This is a genomic window from Tolypothrix sp. PCC 7601 (assembly GCF_025677855.1).
GTDB lineage: Bacteria > Cyanobacteriota > Cyanobacteriia > Cyanobacteriales > Nostocaceae > Aulosira > Aulosira diplosiphon.
This window is the reverse complement of record NZ_CP064879.1, coordinates 1303079-1326304: the sequence shown is the minus strand read 5'-3', so window position 1 is coordinate 1326304 and position 23226 is coordinate 1303079. Positions and strand designations below refer to the sequence as shown.

Annotated in this window: 22 protein-coding genes; 9 read left to right on the top strand and 13 right to left on the bottom strand. The window is 40.9% G+C overall.

Going from position 1 to position 23226, the window contains the following annotated elements:
- Positions 1–16: 16 nt before the first annotated feature.
- A complete protein-coding gene (locus HG267_RS05400) occupies positions 17–1213 on the top strand; it encodes a glycosyltransferase (RefSeq protein ID WP_045870582.1) in 1197 nt (398 codons plus the stop codon).
- Here HG267_RS05400 and HG267_RS05395 read toward each other — a convergent pair.
- Positions 1174–2364: a glycosyltransferase family 4 protein gene (locus tag HG267_RS05395; protein ID WP_045870583.1), complete on the bottom strand. Its 1191-nt coding sequence runs from the start codon at positions 2362–2364 to the stop codon at positions 1174–1176. The genes HG267_RS05400 and HG267_RS05395 overlap by 40 nt on opposite strands.
- A gap of 168 nt (positions 2365–2532) precedes the next feature.
- Here HG267_RS05395 and HG267_RS05390 point away from each other — a divergent pair, with 168 nt between their 5' ends.
- The 4 genes from HG267_RS05390 to HG267_RS05375 all read left to right on the top strand — a co-directional run bounded on the left by HG267_RS05390 (position 2533) and on the right by HG267_RS05375 (position 6703).
- The gene (locus HG267_RS05390) at positions 2533–3435 is read left to right on the top strand and encodes a hypothetical protein (protein ID WP_045870584.1); all 903 of its coding nucleotides are present in this window, start codon (positions 2533–2535) and stop codon (positions 3433–3435) included.
- 8 nt (positions 3436–3443) lie between these two features.
- Positions 3444–4115, top strand: a complete 672-nt coding sequence (locus HG267_RS05385) for a hypothetical protein (protein ID WP_045870585.1) — start codon at positions 3444–3446, stop codon at positions 4113–4115.
- A 3-nt stretch (positions 4116–4118) separates the two neighbouring features.
- Positions 4119–4727 (top strand): FHA domain-containing protein, encoded by a 609-nt coding sequence (locus HG267_RS05380; protein ID WP_045870586.1) that lies wholly within the window; start codon positions 4119–4121, stop codon positions 4725–4727.
- A gap of 959 nt (positions 4728–5686) precedes the next feature.
- Positions 5687–6703, top strand: coding sequence for a UDP-N-acetylglucosamine--LPS N-acetylglucosamine transferase (locus tag HG267_RS05375; protein ID WP_045870587.1), 1017 nt, complete (start codon positions 5687–5689; stop codon positions 6701–6703).
- 1 nt (position 6704) lies between these two features.
- Here the strand turns inward: HG267_RS05375 and HG267_RS05370 are convergent, their stop codons facing one another.
- Positions 6705–6851 (bottom strand): alpha/beta hydrolase, encoded by a 147-nt coding sequence (locus tag HG267_RS05370; RefSeq protein ID WP_155539242.1) that lies wholly within the window; start codon positions 6849–6851, stop codon positions 6705–6707.
- 231 nt (positions 6852–7082) lie between these two features.
- On the opposite strand from HG267_RS05370, the gene HG267_RS05365 reads away from it, so the two are divergent.
- Entirely contained in the window at positions 7083–8285 is a 1203-nt protein-coding gene (locus tag HG267_RS05365) for an FtsW/RodA/SpoVE family cell cycle protein (RefSeq protein WP_045870588.1), read from the top strand.
- Positions 8286–8349: 64 nt separating this feature from the next.
- Here HG267_RS05365 and HG267_RS05360 read toward each other — a convergent pair whose 3' ends face one another.
- From HG267_RS05360 to HG267_RS05325, 8 genes are all read right to left on the bottom strand, one after another.
- On the bottom strand, positions 8350–8475 hold the full coding sequence (locus HG267_RS05360; RefSeq protein ID WP_255325215.1) for a hypothetical protein: 126 nt from the start codon (positions 8473–8475) through the stop codon (positions 8350–8352).
- Positions 8476–8516: 41 nt separating this feature from the next.
- Positions 8517–8744, bottom strand: coding sequence for a hypothetical protein (locus HG267_RS05355; protein ID WP_155539244.1), 228 nt, complete (start codon positions 8742–8744; stop codon positions 8517–8519).
- A gap of 48 nt (positions 8745–8792) precedes the next feature.
- Positions 8793–8924 carry a hypothetical protein gene (locus tag HG267_RS05350; protein ID WP_255325216.1) on the bottom strand — a complete coding sequence of 44 codons (132 nt, stop codon included), beginning with the start codon at positions 8922–8924 and terminating at the stop codon, positions 8793–8795.
- A complete protein-coding gene (locus HG267_RS05345; protein ID WP_052335200.1) occupies positions 8914–9396 on the bottom strand; it encodes a hypothetical protein in 483 nt (160 codons plus the stop codon). Before HG267_RS05345 ends, HG267_RS05350 begins: the two co-directional genes overlap by 11 nt.
- Before the next feature lie 201 nt (positions 9397–9597).
- Entirely contained in the window at positions 9598–15219 is a 5622-nt protein-coding gene (locus HG267_RS05340) for a hypothetical protein (RefSeq protein WP_263420027.1), read from the bottom strand.
- 533 nt (positions 15220–15752) lie between these two features.
- Positions 15753–17045 (bottom strand): P-loop NTPase fold protein, encoded by a 1293-nt coding sequence (locus tag HG267_RS05335; protein ID WP_045870591.1) that lies wholly within the window; start codon positions 17043–17045, stop codon positions 15753–15755.
- A 209-nt stretch (positions 17046–17254) separates the two neighbouring features.
- A complete protein-coding gene (locus tag HG267_RS05330) occupies positions 17255–17830 on the bottom strand; it encodes a Uma2 family endonuclease (protein ID WP_045870592.1) in 576 nt (191 codons plus the stop codon).
- Between the two features lie 608 nt (positions 17831–18438).
- The gene (locus HG267_RS05325; RefSeq protein ID WP_045870593.1) at positions 18439–18744 is read right to left on the bottom strand and encodes a hypothetical protein; all 306 of its coding nucleotides are present in this window, start codon (positions 18742–18744) and stop codon (positions 18439–18441) included.
- Positions 18745–18978: 234 nt separating this feature from the next.
- On the opposite strand from HG267_RS05325, the gene HG267_RS05320 reads away from it, so the two are divergent.
- On the top strand, positions 18979–19431 hold the full coding sequence (locus HG267_RS05320; RefSeq protein ID WP_045870594.1) for a YidH family protein: 453 nt from the start codon (positions 18979–18981) through the stop codon (positions 19429–19431).
- Between the two features lie 97 nt (positions 19432–19528).
- Here HG267_RS05320 and HG267_RS05315 read toward each other — a convergent pair whose 3' ends face one another.
- On the bottom strand, positions 19529–20029 hold the full coding sequence (locus HG267_RS05315) for a hypothetical protein (RefSeq protein WP_045870595.1): 501 nt from the start codon (positions 20027–20029) through the stop codon (positions 19529–19531).
- 222 nt (positions 20030–20251) lie between these two features.
- Here HG267_RS05315 and psb34 point away from each other — a divergent pair, with 222 nt between their 5' ends.
- Together psb34 and HG267_RS05305 are read left to right on the top strand one after the other, a co-directional pair.
- Positions 20252–20422 carry a photosystem II assembly protein Psb34 gene (gene psb34, locus HG267_RS05310; protein ID WP_045870596.1) on the top strand — a complete coding sequence of 57 codons (171 nt, stop codon included), beginning with the start codon at positions 20252–20254 and terminating at the stop codon, positions 20420–20422.
- Between the two features lie 336 nt (positions 20423–20758).
- Complete coding sequence (locus HG267_RS05305; RefSeq protein ID WP_045870597.1) at positions 20759–21262, top strand: pentapeptide repeat-containing protein; 504 nt, start codon at positions 20759–20761, stop codon at positions 21260–21262.
- A gap of 44 nt (positions 21263–21306) precedes the next feature.
- On the opposite strand, the gene HG267_RS05300 is transcribed toward HG267_RS05305, so the two are convergent.
- Positions 21307–22086, bottom strand: coding sequence for an ABC transporter permease (locus HG267_RS05300; RefSeq protein ID WP_045870946.1), 780 nt, complete (start codon positions 22084–22086; stop codon positions 21307–21309).
- Positions 22087–22127: 41 nt separating this feature from the next.
- Positions 22128–23171: a septal junction protein FraD gene (gene fraD, locus HG267_RS05295; RefSeq protein WP_045870598.1), complete on the bottom strand. Its 1044-nt coding sequence runs from the start codon at positions 23169–23171 to the stop codon at positions 22128–22130.
- Between the last annotated feature and the right edge of the window lie 55 nt (positions 23172–23226).

The following is a 23226-nucleotide window of genomic DNA, read 5'->3' as shown; positions in this document are numbered from 1 at the left end:
GAGTTAAAAAACAGTCATGACACGCCTAATTTTCATTACAGAAAGATTTGCGCCTGATTTGGGTGGTTTGGCTAGGAGTGCAACGCGGTTGGTGGGGACGCTGTTGCAACTGGGTGTAGATATTGATGTTGTGACTTGGAGTCGTTATTTACAACCAGGTGAGGTTTTACCACCGGAAACTAAAGAAGCAAATATTCGTGTTTATCGTATCGGGTTATACCGTCATTGGGATATGACGATGCCTCATACATTAAATGTTCTGGAATGGTTACATTCTGCGTCTGGTTATGATGCTGTATGGGGACATTATTTGTTTCCCAGTGGTTTTTTGGCTACTTGGTTTGCTGCACTTGTAGGATTACCTAGTACAGTTAGCGCCCGTGGTAATGATATTGACCGCGAAATGTTTCCGCCGGGAGATTTTGCCCGTTTACAATGGACGCTACAACACGCCAAGGTGGTTACGGCGGTAAGTGCTGATATGTCGCGCAAAATTCAGCTACTTAGTGGGCGGGATGATGTGTTGGTGTTGAAAAATGCGGTTGATACAGAAATATTTTCTTTGCAGAACAACCCCACCCCCAGCCCTTCCCCGCAAGCGAGGAGGGGGGAAGGAATTACTAGGGAGTCTTTGGGAATTGCAGCAGATGAGGTTATTTTGGGATTTTGTGGGGAATTGCGGGAGAAAAAAGGGCAGCAGTTTTTATTGAATGCTTTAACGACAGTTCGACAAGTGCATTCTGCTTGTTTGCTAATTATTGGTGAGGTAAGGGCTTCTCAAGAATCTGTGCTGCAATTGTATAAGACTAATCAGCCAGAAAATGCCCAGCGAATAATTATCACAGGACATTTACCAAATCTGGAGGCGGTGGCTGAGTATCTACGCTTGTGTGATGTTTATCTCCAGCCTTCACTGTGGGAGGGTATGCCAAATGCGTTGTTAGAAGCAATGGCTTGTGGTTGTGGTTGTATCGCCAGTGATGCGGGTGGGATACCGGAGGTGATTACACATGGTAAAAACGGCTTTTTACTACCGCGATCGCATTTGCATAAGCTGGGTGAGGCGGTGTTAGAATTCTTGGCGATGACAACTGAAGAAAAAAATCCCATTCGCCAAGCTGCACGCGATCGCATTTTAACTGAATATTCCCTCGCTCAAGAAAAGTTGCAACTTCAAACTTTGATGGTGCGGTTGATTCCCAATTCTGTATAAGCATTAATCAAAGCTTCACCAGCAATTTGCCAAGTATAATACTCCTCAATTCGCTGACGAGCATTTATCGCTAGTTTGGTGGCGAGTTCTGGCTGATTTTTTAAGCTGAACACAGCATCTTTAATCGACTTTGCTGAACCTGGCTTGACTAATAAAAAATGTACTCCGTCTTCGCCTAATTCCCTAACTACTGGTAAATCGCTAGCAATTACAGGTATTCCTGTCGCCATCCCCTCTAAAATCTTCAGGGGACAACAACCTTGGATTAAATTGCGATCGCTGGGCATCAAGGGTGCCAAAATTACATCACAGTTATGAATATTTGCCACTAATTGAGTTTGTGGCATTGGTTCTAAAATGGTGAGTTTATCGGCTACTCCTAACTTTAGCGCTAGTTGCTTTAAGGCTTTGAGTTGATAGTTCCTAGCTTGTCCAATAACTTTTAAATTAGCAGGAAAATCTCGGTTAATTAATGATAATGCTTCTACTGCTTGGTTGACACCTTGCCAAGGCGAAAGTGTACCAAAATATATAATTTGTCGTTTGTCATTAGTCCTTTGTCCTTGGTCATTTGTAAATATTTTTAAATCTACGCCGTTGGGAATGACGCGGATTTTATCTCTAGAAATGCCGCGATTTTGTAAATATGCGCTGGTGATGCTGCTGGGGGTAACAATTAAATCGGCTGCTTCTAGACAAATTTGCTCTTGAGAGTGCAATTTATGTAGCAGTTCTCTATCTTCAGCTACGGCAGGATAGCGATATTTTAACTCGATGGAAGGTAAACCATTAACCTCAAAAATTAGGCGATCGCAATATTTTTGTTTGTTCCGGGCGATGGGAAAGCCTTCGTAAATTGAACGTATTTGGATAACTTCAAATCGCTTTCCTTTCAACCATGCTTTGAGTAATTGCCGAAAATACAAAACTCTATGAATTAAAGTCTCGCCGATTGCTGGTAATGTTGTTTGTCTAACTTGCGGATAAATTTCCTGGTAATCTATACCTGTGGCTGTGGGAGAAACTGTTATTAACTGTACTTGCTCAAAAGCTGTTGCTAAAGCAATAGAAAAAGCTGCTATATGAATGGCTGCGCCCTTAGGTGCAGGAACAGTATCAAAGGTAATATAAGCGATTTTTGATTCAGTCATTAATGTATATAAATTTCGTTGACAGCTAATTTTGTGTTTGTTATACTGACAGCCACATTGTATATTTTGTTAATGATTTACTGCTGAGTTTCAAGACATATATATTTAGTAAATTTAATAAAAATTGATAAAATCATTTTTGAATTGCATTGATGGAGTTTTAATAAAATGCCGATAGAATTTCTCAATTTTAGAAAAAATTTGATTTATTCTACAACAGTAAATCTTAGTACTATCATTGCTGATTTGCAGGAAATAGAAGGTATAGATCATCTGGCAGAGTTGCAGCAAAGTAAATATGCTAAACGGGCACTCTATTATTTTTACGGCATAATTGGCTGTTTTGTACTAGGGTTTATTCTGTTATTTGTAATTGCTAAAATACCAGTTTTTGTTTTTGCCTTATTTGCATTATTTTTAGTCATAATTGTATTGACAATCTTGATTATTTATGAACTGGTTAGAAGATTTAAACTAGGCAAATTAAATATTCTTAATTATCGCTATGAAGTAACTCAGCGAATTGTGCAAATGCTAGCGCGAGATATGGATGCAGGTAGCGAGATGGAGATTAAACTATCTTTTAAACGGACAAAAAATAAGGAAAATTTAGCAGAAACTATACCTCATCCAACTAAGCGCGACTGGAAAATTGATAAATATCAAAATGAATGGTTGAAATTAAATGGACAATTGTTAGATAAAACCCAGTTTTTATTAACTGCTACTGAGATTTCCAAAACTCAATATGGCTGGAAACGTGGTAGCAGTGGCAAAAGTAAATATAAAACCAAAACTAATGATGTTGGCTTAGATATAGTTTTAACTTTACACTATCCGCAACGCCGTTATGGTGCGATTAAAATTTTACAAAGTGAAGTTAGCAAGGCGGTGAAGTTGCCTAATTTATCTCATCCCAGAAATGTCAAGCTCACAGATAAAGCTGTGCATTTAAGTGTGAGAATGGCTCCTCAAGTAGCAGATAATGAAAATGAAATATATCAAACCATTACCATGATGTTTCTCAGTCTTTATCAAGTATTAAATTTAGCAAAAGTACTTTCTAAGTAATCAAAATTATGAAAATAGGATTCTTAAGAATTTTCCTGTCCTTATTTTTAATTACTACTATTGTTAGCTGTGGTAGTAGTAAATCTGGAAGCGATGTAGCTAGTAATAGTAGTTTGCAAAATACACCAGTCGCTACTAATGTAGCTGCTACTCAGGGAAAAATTCAATTTAAAACTGAAGGTGGCTCGGAATTATTTGCACTGAAGCCGGAAGCAGATGGTGCTAAATTAGTAGATGGGAAAAATCAGGAATTAGCAAGAATCAAAGCAGATAAATCGGGAAAAATTAAAATTAAAGATAGTAGCGAAAAAGTTTTAGGTTATGTAGTGGCAGAAAAAGGTTATTGGAAGCTCAAAGATGCTAATCAAAGCCAAGATTTATATATTCTCAGACAGCAGAATGATGAGGATTATAAATTAGAAGATGCTGCCAAAAAAGAAATTTATCGCATTAAAGCACGCAATGATGGCTTTGCAATAGAAACGCCAGATAAAAATTTAGTTTATCAAGTAAAAGTTAAAGAAGGAAAAACTTCTTTAAGAAAAGGCTCATCCAAAACGATTTTCTCTACCAAATCTCAGTTATCACCGATTGCATTTACCTGCTTTGGCTTAGATGTACTTACCCGCGAACAGCAAGCTGGACTAGCTTATGCTGTAAACTTAACAGGAGGGAAATAAACCTTGCAGATACAGCTAAGTTGGATAGATCCTAATAGCGAAGAACGGCGAGAACCACTATTAGAAACTCCTGTAGCTATTGGGCGAACATTTGCAGAAATGCCACAACAAATTGATCAACAAAGAGTTTCTAGAATCACCATTCAGGATGACTTAATTGCAGATTACCATGCTTTAATTGATTGGCAAAATCAAGAATTAACTATTACTGACCAAAATACCAGCAATGGTATCAAAATTAATGGTGTCCAAGTAACAAGTGGGATTTTAACATCTGGCGATCGCATCACCATTGGCGCTTGTGAAATTGTCGTCACCTTTACAGCTACAGCCTGGGAGTGCGATCGCATGGTAGGCTTTTTGTTTAAACGTCGCTGTGGACGTACTGATAGAACAGGCTGTCCTGACTGTGAGCAATCTTACGAAGATGATTACGCCTATTATTCAGAATACGGTAACTATCGCTCCGGCTGGGGTAGAGATTATTATGACGATCGCGATCGCTATTCCTACGATCCGGAGACTGGCGATGTAGACTTTACAGAAGCGGATGCTGTGAGTGTAGAAACGGAAACAGATACTGAGTTTGAAACTGATATGGGAGCAAGTTGAGAGTAGCTTCACCTAGTACAGCAACCTAGTAAAGCTACCAAATCAGTCAAAAGCCATATTGAAATGATGACGCTGTCTTCATTTTGGATTCTGCGTAGCGTTACTAGTGTTCAAGATTTTTACCTATCTGCTTTTATCTGCTTTTATCTGCTTTTATCCGTTGTTACATAATTTTATCTATTTAATCTAGACATTACATAGAAAAGTACATATTATTCTAGGTATCCATCTGGTATTAAATTGCCCATCTTAGTAATGATTTTCGCAAGAAAGAACTAAGCTATACAATTTAAAATACCTTAGAATTTACCCTTGGGTATTTTTAAGAGATGAGCTGTTACTCTTGTGAAGAATTACTAAAGTTCGACAAAATAAAGGTTTTAGCTTTGTACCTGTCTCCTAATTGAGAATTTGTTTTCTCTCAAAAATTGGGTAAAGGACGAAACAAGACAATAAACCTGAGTAAATTATTTTTGGCTGACTGTGAAGCAACAGTTTTGTTGTTGCTAAATCAGGGGATGATTTCGCTATATTTTGAACGAATTATTAATACTTTGAGGCGCTAATTGATCCCGCATTCATGCAACGCTGTGTTTTGAAGTGGTATGAGAATATTGCGTTGCTGATTGATGATATAAATTTTGTTGTGTGCATAAAAACTGAGCAGTTTCTTAGGGAGTGGCAGCAAAATGCAACTTTGCTGTTCTGCGTTTGTCCTAGCTCTATCTTACTACAAAACATCAATTAGATAGAGTAGGCTAACTGTTCTTGCGTATCTTTAACAGTGAGCAAATTAAGCGATCGCGTTGGGTAACGCAGGATCATATTCCATCTTATAAGGTGAATACTGCCTAGTAAAATCAATATTGTATTTTGCGGAAAACTACAGTTTTTCTTGTAATTATGCAACATCAATAACTTGATATTTTTATTCCTAGTTGGGGTAAGGTAACTAAATCGTGTCTGAGACTTGGCTTATTTACGCCTTGGGCGGCGGTTGGGGACATGTGACTCGTGCTTTATCTTTGGGGAGAATAGCCTCTCGCCAAAGAAAAGTTAAAATTATCACTAACAGTCCTTACGCATACAAAATAGACCATGATGATTGTTTTGTATACTTAATTCCTGAAAATGTCAATTTTTCGGAAACTTGTTTGCAAGTCAGAAAAATATTATGCAACTGTCACTACGATTGTTTGATTGTCGATACTTTTCCTAGAGGTTTGGGTGCAGAGTTAGCAGATATATTACCCAAACTAGATTATGTCCCTCGGGTTTTAATTCATCGGGATATTAACTCTCGCTATGTATCTGCTAAAAAATTAAAGTCGTTTGTCAAAGAAAATTTTAATCGAGTGATTGTCCCTGGTGAAGGCAAAGATTTACCATTTTGTGATTTACCGATGGTAGACCATACAGCACCGTGGTTAATTCGCAACCATTGGGAGTTACCAGATAAAGCTACCACGCGATCGCATATTCTCAGAGTTAGTCCCTATAAAAAAACTATCCTGGTTTGTGCATCTGGTAAAGCATCAGAATTGACTTTATTTGGCGAATTAACACTATGGCTAAAGCGCAATTTTCCTGATTGTGCAGTCAGAATTTTAGCTGCTACTTGTCCCCAAGAATGCCCAAAAGATTTGTGGGTGTCTCACCATCCCGGAATTGAATGTATCGCCGCCGCAGATATTGTCATTGGAGGCGCAGGTTACAACACGGTTTACGAATGTGCTGCTGTAAGAGTACCTTTAGTAGCAATACCATTAGAGCGATTATACGATCGCCAAGAAAAAAGAGCTTACAAGAGCTATTGGGTGCAAAATAATCAAGATGCGACATTTGACGAACAGCTGCTAAACATCTATGCGATGGTTAGAAGAATACTAGATGAAGCAATACCAGCAAACAACTTCCCAATACCGTCTTATATCAACGGTGCAATGGAAGCAGTACGTCAAATTGAGCAAATTTAATTTATTGGGAATGGGGATTGGGGAAAGGGGAAGGGGTAATGGGTAATGGGTAATGGGGAAGGGGTAATGGGTAATGGGTAATGGGTAATGGGTAATGGGTAATGGGTAATGGGTAATGGGTAATGGGTAATAGTAATTTCTCTCTCATCTCCCTCATCTTCCTCATCTTCCTCATCTCCCTCATCTCCCTCATCTCCCTCATCTCCCTCATCTCCCTTATCTCCCTATCCCCATTCCCCAGTCCCCATTCCCCAAATCCCCCCTAAGACAGTAGTAATTAAAAATAGAGTGCGTATTATACACACTGATAATCACTTCCCTCTTCCCAATTTCAAATCTCGAATCTAAAATCTAAAAATTCTTAATACCTGTATCCATTGTGAATTTACGCCGCTTAATACCAATTTTTGATGATACCGTCTCCAGTTGGGCCTTAGAAGCACGACTGTTGCGGTGGTTAACACTGATTTGGCTGTGTGTCGGCTTGATAATGCTATTTTCTGCATCTTATACTGTAGCCGCCGCCCGCCAGAATGATGGACTGTATTACTTTAAGCGTCAACTTCTGTGGGTGCTAGTTTCTTTAATTTTATTCAACTTTATTGTCCATCTCCCCTTAAAGAAATTTGTAGGGGTAGCCCATTGGTTTTTGATATTATTTTTAGGCTTAATTTTTGTTACCCTTGTACCTGGACTTGGTAAAAAGGCTTTTGATGCAGCGCGCTGGATAGCAATAGGCCCAATTCCCATTCAACCATCAGAACTTATTAAACCCTTTTTAGTACTACAAAGCGCCCGATTATTTGGACAGTGGGAAAAAATCAGTTGGCGAATTCGGTTCACTTGGTTAGGAATTTTCGGTTTGGTACTTTTGGGGATTCTCGCCCAGCCTAACCTCAGTACAACCGCACTCTGCGGAATCACCATCTGGTTAATTGCCTTAGCAGCTGGTTTACCTTACAAATATCTAGGGGGAACAGCAGTTGGTGGGGTTTTGTTAGCATTACTCAGTATTAGTATCAAAGAATATCAGCGTAAACGGGTGATGTCATTTATGAATCCTTGGGCTGATGCTACAGGCGACGGCTATCAGCTTGTGCAAAGCTTACTTGCAGTGGGTTCTGGAAAGACTTGGGGCGCTGGATTTGGGCTTTCTCAACAAAAATTGTTTTATCTGCCAATTCAGGACACTGATTTTATTTTCGCAGTGTATGCTGAAGAATTTGGTTTTATTGGCAGCATGGTGTTGTTGGTGTTGTTAGCTTTATTTGCTACCTTGGGATTAAGAGTAGCCCTAAAGGCAAAAAATCCCATATCTCGACTGGTGGCGATGGGTGTAACCATTGTGATGGTAGGACAATCTCTGCTGCATATAGGCGTAACTACAGGTGCGTTACCTACTACGGGTTTACCTTTACCTATGTTTAGTTATGGCGGTAATTCGATGATTGCAAGTATGATTGCAGCTGCGTTACTAATTCGTGTAGCTAGAGAAAGTAGCGAAGCCGAAGTAGTACCATTACACACAACTCAGTCCCAACCTACACGTCAGCGTCGGCTTTTTAAGAAAACCAAAGTTTAAGTAATTAGGCGCGCACTTTTCACCACCCAAATTGTAGGGGCACGGCACCGATAATCTATCGATTTTACTGAAATTCTGTGGATGCCGTGCCCCTACCGATAATATATTGATGTAATTTCCCCATCAAACCCAAAAATGCGATCGCACTTTCACCATCAACAACACCCAAAAACGCGATCGCACTTCTCACCAACCAAATTGTACGGGCACGGCACCGATAATCTATCGATTTCAGCGAAAGTCTGTGGATGCCGTGCCCCTACGGATAATATATTGATGTAATTTCCCCATCAAACCCAAAAATGCGATCGTACTTTTACCACCCACAACACCCAAAAATGCGATCGCACCTTTCAGCACCCACAACACCCAAAACGCGATCGCACCTTTCAGCACCCACAACACCCAAAACGCGATCGCACTTCTCACCACCCACAACACCCAAAAACGCGATCGCACTTCTCACCAACCAAATTGTACGGGCACGGCACCGATAATCTATCGATTTCAGCGAAAGTCTGTGGATGCCGTGCCCCTACGGATAATATATTGATGTAATTTCCCCATCAAACCCAAAAATGTGATCGCATTTCTCACCACCACAACACCCAAAAACGCGATCGCACTTTCACCACTCACAACACCCAAAACGAGATCGCACTTTCCATAATTTCAAATTGGTATCGTGTTGGAGTACTTCAAAGTCGTTTTCAGGTACTGCAAAGTCGTTTTCAGGTACTTCAGAGTCGTGTTGGAGTACTTCAAAGTCGTTTTCAGGTACTTCAAAATCGTTTTCAGGTACTTCAGAGTCGTTTTCAGGTACTTCAGAGTCGTTTTCAGGTACTTCAGAGTCGTTTTCAGGTACTTCAAAGTCGTTTTCAGGTACTTCAGAATCGTTTTCAGGTACTTCAGAATCGTTTTCAGGTACTTCAGAGTCGTTTTCAGGTACTTCAGAGTCGTTTTCAGGTACTTCAGAGTCGTTTTCAGGTACTTCAGAATCGTTTTCAGGTATTATGAAGCTGAGTTTCTCAGGCTTAACCCGAATTACAGTGAATGCGATCGCACTCATACCAATTTTTAATTTCCCCCCAACCCTGCCTAATAATGGCATAACTGGAAAAAACCTCTCAAAGTCCCCCTTTTTAAGGGGGATTTAGGGGGATCTAGTTGCCATCACAAAAAAACACCAAAAGCGATCGCACTCCCTGAAAAATACCACAAGCGATCGCCCTTTATCCCAAACCCCCAACTTTTCTATTTACTCTCTACTCTCTTAATTACGAATTACGAATTACGAATTACGAATTACGAATTACAAATTATCACACAGATGCCTATCACCCTCACTCAAATTCACATTCGGATTCTTTAAATAAAGTTGCAACCACCCGCAACCCCGCACCAACAACTCATCTAAATTCTCCACAGGCCACAACCGCGCTGTTTTGTCTAATGATGCGGTGGCGATGGTTTTGCCGTCCGGGCTGAAACTCACACTATTGACACTTTCCTGATGCCCTTTGAATTCTTGCAGGAGTTGCCCTTGCAGGTTCCACAACCGCGCTGTTTTGTCCGAAGATGCGGTGGCGATGGTTTTGCCGTCCGGGCTGAAACTCACACTATTGACACTTTCCTGATGCCCTTTGAATTCTTGCAGGAGTTGCCCTTGCAGGTTCCACAACCGCGCTGTTTTGTCCGAAGATGCGGTGGCGATGGTTTTGCCGTCCGGGCTGAAACTCACACCCCAGACATAGCCCTGATGCCCTGTGAATTCTTGCAACAGTTGCCCTTGCAGGTTCCACAACCGCGCTGTTTTGTCTAATGATGCGGTGGCGATGGTTTTGCCATCCGGGCTGAAACTCACACCCCAGACACTGTCCTGATGCCCTGTGAATTCTTGCAACAGTTGCCCTTGCAGGTTCCACAACCGCGCTGTATTGTCCGAAGATGCGGTGGCGATGGTTTTGCTGTCCGGGCTGAAACTCACACCCCAGACACTGTCCTGATGCCCTGTGAATTCTTGCAGGAGTTGCCCTTGCAGGTTCCACAACCGCGCTGTATTGTCCGAAGATGCGGTGGCGATGGTTTTGCTGTCCGGGCTGAAACTCACACCCCAGACACTGGACTTATGCCCTGTGAATTCTTGCAGGAGTTGCCCTTGCAGGTTCCACAACCGCGCTGTATTGTCCGAAGATGCGGTGGCGATGGTTTTGCTGTCCGGGCTGAAACTCACACCCCAGACACTGGACTTATGCCCTGTGAATTCTTGCAGGAGTTGCCCTTGCAGGTTCCACAACCGCGCTGTTTTGTCATCTGATGTGGTGGCGATGGTTTTGCCGTCCGGGCTGAAACTCACACCCCTGACACCGTCCTGATGCCCTTTGAATTCTTGTAGGTTCCACAACCGCGCTGTATTGTCCGAAGATGCGGTGGCGATGGTTTTGCCGTCCGGGCTAAAACTCACACTAATGACACTGTCCTGATGCCCTTTGAATTCTTGCAGGAGTTGCCCTTGCAGGTTCCACAACCGCGCTGTTTTGTCCGAAGATGCGGTGGCGATGGTTTTGCCGTCCGGGCTGAAACTCACACCCCTGACACTGGACTGATGCCCTGTGAATTCTTGCAGGAGTTGCCCTTGCAGGTTCCACAACCGCGCTGTTTTGTCATCTGATGTGGTGGCGATGGTTTTGCCGTCCGGGCTGAAACTCACACCCCAGACACTGGACTGATGCCCTTTGAATTCTTGCAACAGTTGCCCTTGCAGGTTCCACAACCGCGCTGTTTTGTCATCTGATGCGGTGGCGATGGTTTTGCCGTCCGGGCTGAAACTCACACCCCTGACACCGTCCTGATGCCCTGTGAATTCTTGCAACAGTTGCCCTTGCAGGTTCCACAACCGCGCTGTATTGTCCGAAGATGCGGTGGCGATGGTTTTGCCGTCCGGGCTGAAACTCACACTTCTGACCCAGTACTGATGCCCTTTGAATTCTTGTAACAGTTGCCCTTGCAGGTTCCACAACCGCGCTGTATTGTCCGAAGATGCGGAGGCGATGGTTTTGCCGTCCGGGCTGAAACTCACACTTCTGACCCAGTACTGATGCCCTTTGAATTCTTGTAACAGTTGCCCTTGCAGGTTCCACAACCGCGCTGTATTGTCCGAAGATGCGGTGGCGATGGTTTTGCCGTCCGGGCTGAAACTCACACTTAAGACACTGGACTGATGCCCTTGAAACTGGTTGCGTTCTTTAATATTGCTCAGAATGCTATGCAAAGCATAAATCGGGCTAAAAGCTGGGTATTTTTCTAGCTGGCGACCATCTTTAACAATATTTTTCAAATCCTTACCACTGTGCATTGCCGACACCAGCGATTCTAACTCGGTATATTCAAATTGCCTTAAGGCATTAGCCCCCGCCCGTTCTAAGTTTGTTCCTTGCAATGCTTCTTTTTGTGCGACTTCTGCGGCAATTTTGGCGCTTTGTGCTTGTCTCAGGCTTGCTTGTGCTTTGCTTAAATTCTCATCAGCCTGTCTAGCTTTTAATTCTGCTTTTTTTTGTCGTATGTCTGCCAGTTTTACTTTTTCTTCCGCAGCTTTTACATTTACATTAGCCGTTTTAATTCTCTCTTCTGCTTGTGCGTTTCTCTGTTGTAATGTGGCTGCTTCTTGGTTTACCTTATCTAACTCTGCTTTAGCGGTTAATAAGTTTTTATTTGCTTGTTGCGTCGCCTTTTTTGCTGCTGCTGATTCGGCTTCTGCCACTTTTTTATTATTTAGCTCTTTTTGATAATTTTTTTCTAAATCTTGCTTTTTATCTTCTAAGCCTTTAGCGATTTTCTGAATCTCTCCCAGTCGCTTTTCTGTCTCCAGCTTTTGTAAATTTACATTTTCTAGATTAGTATTCGCTTCTGCCATTTTTGCAAGTGAATCTTGCTTTTCTTTGTTAGCAATATTTGCCTCGCTAATTTTATTAATTGCATACAAAGCAGCTAAACCCGCCGCTAATAATAAAACTATTGCCAAACCAGAACTCAAAGCTAATCTATTCCGCCCTTGCTTAATTTTCTGTTTCGCTTCTCTGTTAGCATCGGCTAATATTTTCTTTGCTGCTTGTTCCCGTTCTAAATTTTCTTCTGCTTGCAAACGCTGCTCACGTTCCCTCGCCAATTCTTCTAATAACTCATTTCCCTGTTGCTGGCGAATCAAATCAACTAAATAATCATGCACCAATTGATAACGTTCCGCCGGAGACTCTTTTAATATCAACACCAAACCAGATTTAACAAAAATCTCCAACACCAAATCTAATTCCTCGGCTGATGTTGCTAAATCTGCCGCTAACTCAGCCTTAGTTTTTAACGGGCGTGTGCCATTTTCATCAGTCAATAAATATAAAATCAATCTCGCAGTGCTTTCATTAACAGCACCACAATCTTTAATTACTTCATCTAAAAATCGCTCAACTAATTTCTCTTTCGTCCCCGCCTGACGATACCTTTCTAAACTTGTAATTTTCTCAGTTTGCAATTGCGCCCCCACAATTTGCAACTCAATCGGGCGAACTTCCCCAATATCCCCCGCCAAATCTTTCACCAATTCATCAATCAAATTAGGCTCTAAATAAAAATGTGTCCTCTCCGTCAAACTCTGAATGACAGTCTTCGCATCATCCCTTGAAAAATTACCCAAGTGATAACGAATATTTTTATCAAGAATATTATTATTAATAACGGTTAAATCAAATATCCGGTCTAACTCTAATAAATAATGTAAATAATCTTCCCGCAATGACAAAATCACCTTAACAAAAGGTATATCTAAGCAAACGCGCAGAAATTCATAAAAAGGTCGCCTTTGAGCTTGGTCTTTATAAACAAAGAAAAACTCTTCAAATTGGTCAAATATTAAAACCGTTAATAAATTCCGTTCTGCATTATTCCGCAACTGCGCTAATATCTCAGCCGCCGAATTAAGAGATATTCCCCCCAACCTCTCAACACTTTCTACTAAAATCCGTCCCAACATCCCCACCCAATCTGTATAACTTCGCAACAAAATTGGTAAAGCATCTCGCTCACCAATAGGTTTTTCTTGCAAAGCTGGGATTAATCCCCCTTGTAAAATTGAACTTTTCCCTACTCCCGACTGTCCATGAATTACAGTTAATTTATGTTCAGTTCCGCTAACTCTTTCCCGTAACCGCCGCACATCTTGAACTCGGCTAGAAACTGCAATTTCTTGAGCAATTGTTTCTGTATTTTCTGCTTGTATCAGTGCTGGGTTAATTGCCTGTCGCTGCGGGTTAAGATAAGATGCACCCACAAAAGCCCGAAACCCATATTGCTGTTCAATTTGTAATCGCTCTTGCTTAAGATGAAAAGCATCTAAATATCTAGCTTGCTCAAAATAGAGTAAGCGCAATTTCTCTAAAATAGATATATATAATTGCGGGTTGTACTGCGGTTTACTTTCTAATTTCGCTAACTCCAAGCTACTAATTGCAGCTGCAATATCACCTAACCCCTGCTGCGAACTAGCTAATATAAACCGATATAACCCCCCCTCATGAGATTGCAAATTTGCTTCATTCGCCAACAATCTTACACTTGTCATTGCGAACGTAACGAAGTGGAGTGAAGCAATCTCCTCCAATTGATTAGCTTCGTTTACGTTGGGTTGGGGTTGCTTCGCTTCGTTTGCATTGGGTTGAGATTGCTGCGCTGCGCTCGCAATGACAGCAGAGGATTGATTAGCTTCGTTTACAGTGGGTTGAGATTGCTGCGCTGCGATCGCAATGACAGGCGGGGATTGCTCCGCATTACTCGCCATGACATTTAAGATTTCCCTCCAGCTAGCTAATACTTCCAGCGCTTGTTCTGCAAATTGCTGCGCCTCATCCCAATGCGAATTTTGTAACGCCACCTCAGCCAAAAAGCCATAATCTTGAGCTAATTGTCGCGCCGTACCATAATTTTCATGCAGAATTAAAGCTTGTTCCGCCAGCCCTTGTAAATCACGCCAGGCTTGTAAACTTCGCAGCACCTCACCCAATTTACTAATATATTCAGCAATTAAATCCGGCTTTTGTGCTGACTCAAAAATCACAATCGCCTGCTGAAAATAATTTCTCGCTTCTTGCCAATAGCCTTGATTTTCTACCTGCTCAATATTCGCTTTCCGTTGATATGCTAAAGCAACATGAGCTAATAATATCCCATAGCGTTCTAAATTCTGACTACCTCGCCAAAAACCCAAGCTTTCTTGATAATGTCCTAAAGCCCCATCTATCCGATCATATAAATAATCATCAAAACCCAAAACAAATTCTATACTAGCTATAATTTCCGGAGCTAAAAGTTGCTCACGGCTTTGCAAATCTTGACGCGCCGTTGTTAATTCCCAACAAATTTGCAGATTCGGTTTAACATCACCTGCAAATATCTCATCAGTCTTTTCTCGCATAAATTCAATTAAATTATGCGTACTATTATTAAAAGCAATAGTCGTCGCCCAATTATCCAAATCCGCCGCCAAGCGAATCATCTTTTGCAGCACTTGGTCATTAATCCACAATAAAATCGGAAAGGGAAAATTCTTTCTAAACTCCTCCCGCACCTGATTAGCCGCAGTCAGTACCGTATCAATATCCTTAACCGACTCCAAACCAAAAATCATCAAAGCTGGTGGCTGTTCATCTCCCAACTCTGTCTTAATAGCACTGTAAAGCGTTTTCACCGATGCAGGTAAAGTGATTTCCCTAATTTTCACCGTTGATAATTCATGGATACGTTGCACCATCTGCTGACGCAAAGCCCCATAATTACAGCGCAATAATATCAGCGAAAATTCACCTTGAGAAAGCGTAATTGCTCTTACCAGAGTTTGCAATGAACTTTCATTATCAGCACCTAAATTTTCTGCTTCTTCATGAGTCACTTTGCCGTGCCCCAAATTCAAAATTTCAACAATGAAAATAAAATAATTGTAGGGTGTATTAGGCGCACATCGCCAGATAATTTGTCATCAAAACGATAATTCCACCGCCTAACGCACCGCCAATATATCCGTTTAGCTTTATACAATTTATTTGTAGGGTGTGTTAGGCGCACATCGCCAGATAATTTGTTATCAAAACGATAACTTCAGCGCCTAACGCACCGCCTATATATCGGGTTAGCGGTACATAATCCTGCGGTATAAAACAACAATTCACATTCTTGAATGGGGTTGGCGGTGCGTTAGCCTGCGGCGTAACACACCCTACCAAATTTATCTATCGGGTTAGCGATGCATCATCCTGCAGTATAAAACAACAATTCACATTCTTGAATGGGGTTGACGGTGCGTGAGCCTGCGGCGTAATGTACCCTACCAAATTTATCTATCGGGTTAGCGATGCATAATCCTGGTTATAAAACAACAATTAACATCTTTCCCATGCCCAATGCCCCATGCCCCATGCCCAAATTTTATTCCTTCGCCTCCGTCAAAATCGGATTAATATCAAACCAAGAACCATCCTCATCTCGATATTCAAATACAAACATACTGCGGAGTAAAAGGTCATATTTTTCATGACCTCTAAAAATTTTATCTTGCGCCACCTCCCGCAACAATTCCCATTCATCTGCGGTAATCGCTAAACTTAGTTCATTCCGCCGTTGTTTAATTACGCCTTCCACACATTCAGCCGAAATCGGCGGATCTTCTCTTTGCAAACAGCGAAATAATAACATCAACAAATTCCGCAGATGTCCACCACTAACTCGGCAAATTCTAGCTAAACTATCAGGATTTGCAAAAACCAAATTAATTAAATTTTGGCTTTGTTCCCAACTCACCCCAGGAAAAGCCCTCACCATAATCATCTGTTTTAATAATGTCATTCCTCGTTCAGAATCTGCCGCATCCCGTAGCTGTACAGGAACCATCGGTAACACCTTGGGATCGACACCAAAGCGATTAGTTAACCTACCCAAAGCATTAGAAAACACTAACACCAAGGGAATGGTATAAATAACATGACAATTTAATTGATTTAACTGGTCGCCACGTTCCACAAATAGATATTCTGGCTGATAATAACCCGATGGCTTCACAGAATTATCAACTCTATCAAGATTATCAACAATTACCACCAAACCTTTTTTACCTTGCGCCTTCAGTTTTTCTCGCGCTGGCTTGAGTAATTCTTGATTAATTGATTCTAAAATTCCATTGGTGCGTGGTTCTAAATATTGCCGCAATTGTCCACGCAGTTTCGGACTATCTTTAGTTTTAGTAGTAATTTCCGCAATTCCTGCCGATAGTTTCACCTCCGAAAGTTCTATCGGCGTGAGTAATAAATCCTTAACTTCTTGAAATAATTTTTGAAAATATCCCGGTTTAATATTAATTTTGATAGCTTCCAAACTCTGGCTAACTTCCCGCGCTATAGCCAACAAAATATCTGTAACATCCACATCAGCCATATCCAGGCTTTGGCTAGACTCGAAATAAACCACATGAAAATCTTGCTGTTCTAACTCCGCCTTTAACCGCAGTAACTCTGTAGACTTACCACAACCAATATGTCCGGTAAATAATTGACAGGTAGGTGTTTCCGGTGACAAGCGTGTGATAGTCCGCCCCAATTCTTCAATAATCTTCGCACCCCGGACTTGAGAAAAATCAATATAATATTGCCGATCCTCTGGTTTGCTAATCGCCAGCGTCTTGCTAGGGTTACAAGCCTGAAAAAACCTTGTTAAATCTAATTTCATGACGAATTCCCCAATATCAGCCCGATACAACGGTCTATTTCAGTGATTATGACAGAAGTTGTTTGGGGAAGGGGAAAGGGAAAGAGGGAAGGGGGAAGGGGGAAAGGGATTGAACTTTTTTCCCTTTTATTTGAGTAAAGCAATGCACATTTAATTGCATAATTACTCATGGTGACTGTTGATTGTTGACTGTCTTTAATAAGCAATATTTAGCTATTCAAGGGAATTTTTGCCATTTCAAATACTTGCTCAACAGTAAATTCCCAGCCTTCAAATAAGGAATCTGTGAGTAATTCATCTCCCATAAAAGTTTTTGGTGGCGCATCTGGGTAAAAAACAGTGATGCTTCTAGCTTTACTATCTACCACCCACACTCGCAATACATTAGCATCTAAATAATCTTGAGCTTTAGCTATCATTTGTCCAAAGGTTTGCCCTGGAGAGATAATCTCAATTACTAAATCTGGAGGAACAGGACAAGCTTCATCTTCGTTCCAGCCTGCAGGTAAACGTTCATTAGAAATATACAAAAGATCCGGTGTCGGTAACCAATCTCGGCCATGTCGCTTTAGCAAAACAGCCCATTCTGGACAAACTAATCCCTTTCCCTCAGTCCATTGTGCAATTAAATTTAGAAAGGCATGGGTAAGTTTGGCATGAAAAAATTTTGGTGACATCTTAGGAATTGCTTGACCATTAACAAGTTCGTAGGTGACATCTCCCTCACCAGGGGGAAGATTGAGAAACTCTTGCAAGGTCAATTGATTGTGGGCTTGGAGTATCATGGCGCAAATCAGCGACTATACAATCAATTTTAAATTTAGAATTTTGGATTCTGAATGAACAATTTGCTTATTTGTGCGTGAGGAAACCTGTAAAAGGCTTTCTGGCTGACTCCACAGGAGTACAGAAATCGTAAGGTCAAGGCACTGCCCACCTGTGTCAACTTAACGCGAAACCCTTATCAGGAATTGATTTTGCATCAAATCGTCTACCATCAAGATCCGCGTTACCCCACCCCAGTTTTGTCTAAAGCCAAAACTTCCCCTCCCCGCGCGCGGAGAGAAGTTGCGTGCGGTGAACCACTTGCGGTGGACGGGTTTCCCGGCATAAGCAAAGTGGTGAATCCAAAGGAGGGTTCCCCCCGTTGAGCAAACTTCGGGGGAGGGGATTGAGGGGAGGGGTAAAACGCTTGTGGGGCAAGCTTTTTAGCTTAAGTTGACACCAATGGGCACTGCCTTGCCCCTACAATCTGTCGCATTCTTTTTTCAAATTGGTATAATTTCACAACTCATTGTAGGATTGCTATATATTACAAAGGTTTTTTGAATTGGAATTAATTACAGCTTGTGTTATGCGATCGCTCAAAGGTTTTTTCGCTGAAAACTAGTCATTAACCCTTTTTCATATCACGAGCCATGTTCATGTAGTAATCCATTTTGGCATTAGAACGGCGGCGGTTGGTGGGAGTTTCAACTGCAGTATTTTGCTTAGTTTCTATTGGTTGTGGAGGTTCAACTCGCTTGGTACCTTGTGCCGCATCAGATTCTAAAAAGTAACCAGACTCAGTTAATCCCAAGAGTTTGGCAAAAAAACCAAAGAAACTTTTGACAACATTTGCAAATTTATTCCAAATGACAGAAAGAAAACCTTCAACACGAAGGTACAAGTTTTGGAGAATTTGTGTTAAACGAGACATAGTAGCCCCCTAAATTGATGATTTAAGAAATTTTGATCTAATTTTATGATGATTGCATGATATAGCTAAACGTCTCTGTCAGTAGATGTGTTTTGCTGTGCGGCAAGGCTAAAAGAAGATAAAGAAGACAACGGGGTAATATTTTTACAACGGAACGCCATTTGACAGACGCGGTTAATCGCCAGTAAAGACGCGATGAATCGCGTCTCTACAAATTCTTGAAATGGAATACTGATGAATAAAATACCAAAAATAGACCGTCAACGAGAGCATCAAGCCAACGAACGCACTTTTTTAGCTTGGCTGCGTACTTCTATTGCACTAATTGGGTTTGGATTTGCGATCGCTAGATTTGGTTTATTTTTAAATCAGCTAGATATAGTCATCACCCACAGAGAACCTGATGTACATCACTTATTCAATTCGGAAAATTTAGGGATTGTCTTAGTAATTTTTGGGATTGTGATGATCGCTTTAGCTGCATGGCAATACAACCGGGTTTTCTGGCAAATTGAACGAGGCAACTATCAACCTCATCGTCTGACAGTATGGATGATGACAGGGGCTGTGATGATTTTCGGGCTACTGAGTATTCCTATTCTGTTGTTGCGTAATCCAGTTTCACCTCGCCCATCTCCTGTGATTAATCAACCCCAATCTGGTTTGGGTAAGGAACAAGGAAGATGAGAAAAAATTTAAAATTAGTCTGGGAAACACAAGGGCGAGTATTAAACTGAGTCTTTCCTTTCCCACCGGAGAATGAATTTTCAGGCTAATAGCTTATTCAATCGGCCTGTTCTGCTTTCTCCACTGTGTCGTCGTTCACCCCCAAAGTAAAAGATAAAGGGATGCGCGATGGATACGCTTTTACTACCTCTCGGTAAACATCGTAGTTTGTGGGGAATATCTTCTGTTCGGAACCCACTTTATAGCTCACCTTATACTCTACGGTTTTTAATAATTCTGGCTGACTTACCTCTTGTTGAGGTTTTTTACGCTGTTCCACCTCGCTGACAGTAGGACGGGGTGGTAGCGCAGGCCACCATAAACCCCGATCATCAGGGCCAGTCACCGCACCTTCTGGCTTGATACCATTGCGATTGAGTAAAGATGTAGTGGCAAAGTTTTCAAATTCCGGCGATGGCTCATTAATATACTTCACGCGCCAGGTATAAGTCGTCAGCGCTGTGGCTTCATAGTCGCTACTACTAACTGTACTGCAACTGCTGAGAGTTAGCGCCGTGAGCATCACCGCAGTTAAAGGCGAAAATCTGGTTATTTTCATTTGCTTTGGGAATAGCTGTCTCAAGAATGAAGCAAAAAGCCTCGTTCACGGAGTTCAACTATTTATAGAAGTCCTCTTTTCATCTTAATCCCATCACATAAGCCAGGCTTATTAATACTATCTGTAATTATTTGTCAAGTTGAGTTGACTTTTTGTAACAATCTTGTTAAATTTATTTACATAAAGTAACAAACAAAAGAAAAACAACAAAGAGAAATAACTATGTATACCACCATTAACGAAGACGGCGTTCTCAATAACTATGCAACCGAACCCCAAATGTATTACGCTGAGTACCCTGCAATTTGGGAACAACGCAAATATGTAATACAGGCTGTTTTCGCTACTTTAATAGTCACAACTTTAGTTTTAGTAGGTTTCAGCGTTAGCTAAAATTTTTGCAATTCGCTATCTGTATCTCTCATCGTCATTTGGACTTCTCCCATCAACCTCGGTTAGTTTCGCCGGGGTTTTTTTATTGCTGAGAGGTAGCTTAGAGAAGTCAGTACTTGAAAATATGACCTTTGCTTATATATCAAATTTTCCTGACTTATGTCAGAATTTTTTAGCCAAAAAGTACCTGAAAAGCTTACTTTTTCGCATATGAATGAATTTTTCTGAAATTATTATTAATTTACGGCGCTGCTTATTCACTTTTGGGGTGTACGCTCGATATACAGTAACTTTCACAATTGATTGTTGCCATAATTTACACCCTGAGGTAATACCATGAGAAATTATGCTGACAAACAGGACTTCATTTTAAGTCAAAGTAGAGATTTCAGCGGATGTGACTTGAGCGGAATAGACCTGAGAGCAGTTGATTTGAGTGGTGTTAATTTTGCGGGAGCAGATTTGCGTGGTGCAAATTTGTGCGGTTCTATTCTTACGGGTGCTAACCTGCGTGAGGCCAATCTGACGCAGGCTTCTTTATGTGATGCTGATTTAAGTGAGGCGGATTTGACTGAAGCCAAATTAATTGAAGCATCGTTAATTGAAGCAAACTTAGTGCGAGCTAATCTCGCAGGAGCGAAACTCTGTGGTGCAAAATTATTAGAAGCTAATTTAACTGAAGCTAATTTAATTGGTGCAGATTTAAGATGGGCAAATCTCACTGAGGCTAACTTAATTGAAGCTAAACTTTGGGGAAGTATTTTAACTCATACAAAGCTGGTGGATGCGATTATGCCTGATGGCACAATTCAGGAGCCGCAAATCATATTTGTTGCTTAAATATTATGGCGTGTAGGATGCGTTAATAACGCATCCTACAATGATTAAAATTCGCGGCGTGAGAAGACTAAGATTGCGATCGCTAACAGCAAGGCGCTGTAGATTAAGCCATAGCCAGCATTCGCAATCAGTGCCGTTGGTTCTGGTAATGCTTGCAAACCATAAACAGCATAGTTCTTTAAATCTAAACGCGATAAATCTGGCAATATCAAATACAAGGCTTGAGTAAGTTGTTGAATGCCTGGGCTATTGCTCAGTTTCCCAAATTTCAATAAATCTTGAGTGATGTTACCCAATAAATATACAGCCAAAGTCAAAACTATTGCTAATAGGGAACTAGTAAATACGCCCAAACTAATAGCCACAGCAGCAATTAAAGATGTTTGCAAAAATAAAAAAATTGCGGCAATTAAAATACTATTTGCGGAATGATGGATATGTCCAAATTGTAAAAATATCAAATAAATGCCAGTCATAATGGCAATCAGTAAGGCGAGGACAGCCGATAAACCCAAGTATTTACCAGTAATAAATTCACTGCGACTAATGGGTTTGGCAATTAACATCAAAACAGTACGCTTTTCTATTTCTTTGTTAACTAGTCCAGTGCCGACAAATACAGCCACAATTAAGGCAATCACACTCATCGCCGCAATACCGAAGTCCAAAAACATTTTGCCATCGGTATTAGCAGCAACTTCAGGTAGTAAACGAATAGCGGCGGCAAGTATGAGGATGTACACACCGATAATATAAAGGATGCGATCGCGAATTACTTCCTGAAATACATTTTTGGCGATCACAAAAATTCTACTGAAATTCAGCATATCTAATGAATGTTGCATTTTAGCAATTTTGAATTAATTTATCTTTCTGCTGGCGGTAATCCCAGAATTGGTTTACTAACCTTGCCACACTCAACTTCGGCGATGATGGGTTTTTCATCGGGTTTTGAATTAGTGGCTCTGCTCGTAGTATCTGCAATTGGTCGAATTTGACAGGACTGCTTGAGATAATAACCGCGTCTGTCAGAACTAGGGCCAGTCCAAATACTGAGAATATCTAGTATATATTCATCTTTTTTGCGAGGATTAGGGTTGGAAATTCGTGGTTCAATCCGCCATAAAATCTTCTCGTCTTTTTGTCTGAGGCGTTTATCTTGAATTACTTGCTCTGCTATATTACTAAGATTTGCATTAGCATTTTGTAGCCATTTCTCGACTTGTGACCAAGGCTGTTTATCGATTTGATTCTCTAATTTTGGTCTAATTTCTCTCAGAATTAAAGCACCGTTAGGTGGAATATTTGTTGGCAATTCTGTTTTAACTACAAAGGCACTGTTTTTGAAATTATCAGACAATAAACTAGGATATTTTTCTACCCAGTTATTGACAACAAAATAGAATTGCAGCCAGCAACTTAACACCATACAGCTAGCTACCAATACAATTATTCTTTGGCGGTCTTCTGGTTTAGGAATCTGAGCTTTAGCATCCGTACCACTTCCTTCAAAAAATTCGGGTACGGCGGTAATTAGTGCCGAGATTGTCGGCCACAAAACTATAGTATTTGGGGTAATACCAGTATTATTTTGTTGCCCAAATGCAAACACACTTACTAAAAATCCAGTGATGACTGCACCAACAGGCATAAAAGTACCCGGAACCCTTAAAGGGTCATCGGTAGTATACCAAGATGTACCAGCTATTAAAAATAACCAACCAAAAAATGCAATTACATCCTTAATAGGAGGCGTAGCAAAGTAAGATATTGCCCAAGAAAAGACACTTAAATATATCAATGTCTGCCAGGAATAAGCTTTAGGAGGGACAAATATCTTTTTAAGCCTAGCGTATATATCTGAAATAAAATTGGTTACACCCAATAAATCCTTAAATATTGTGTTCATTGATTTACCTCTAACTCATTTAATACACACCATCTTAATACCGCAGACTAAGTTA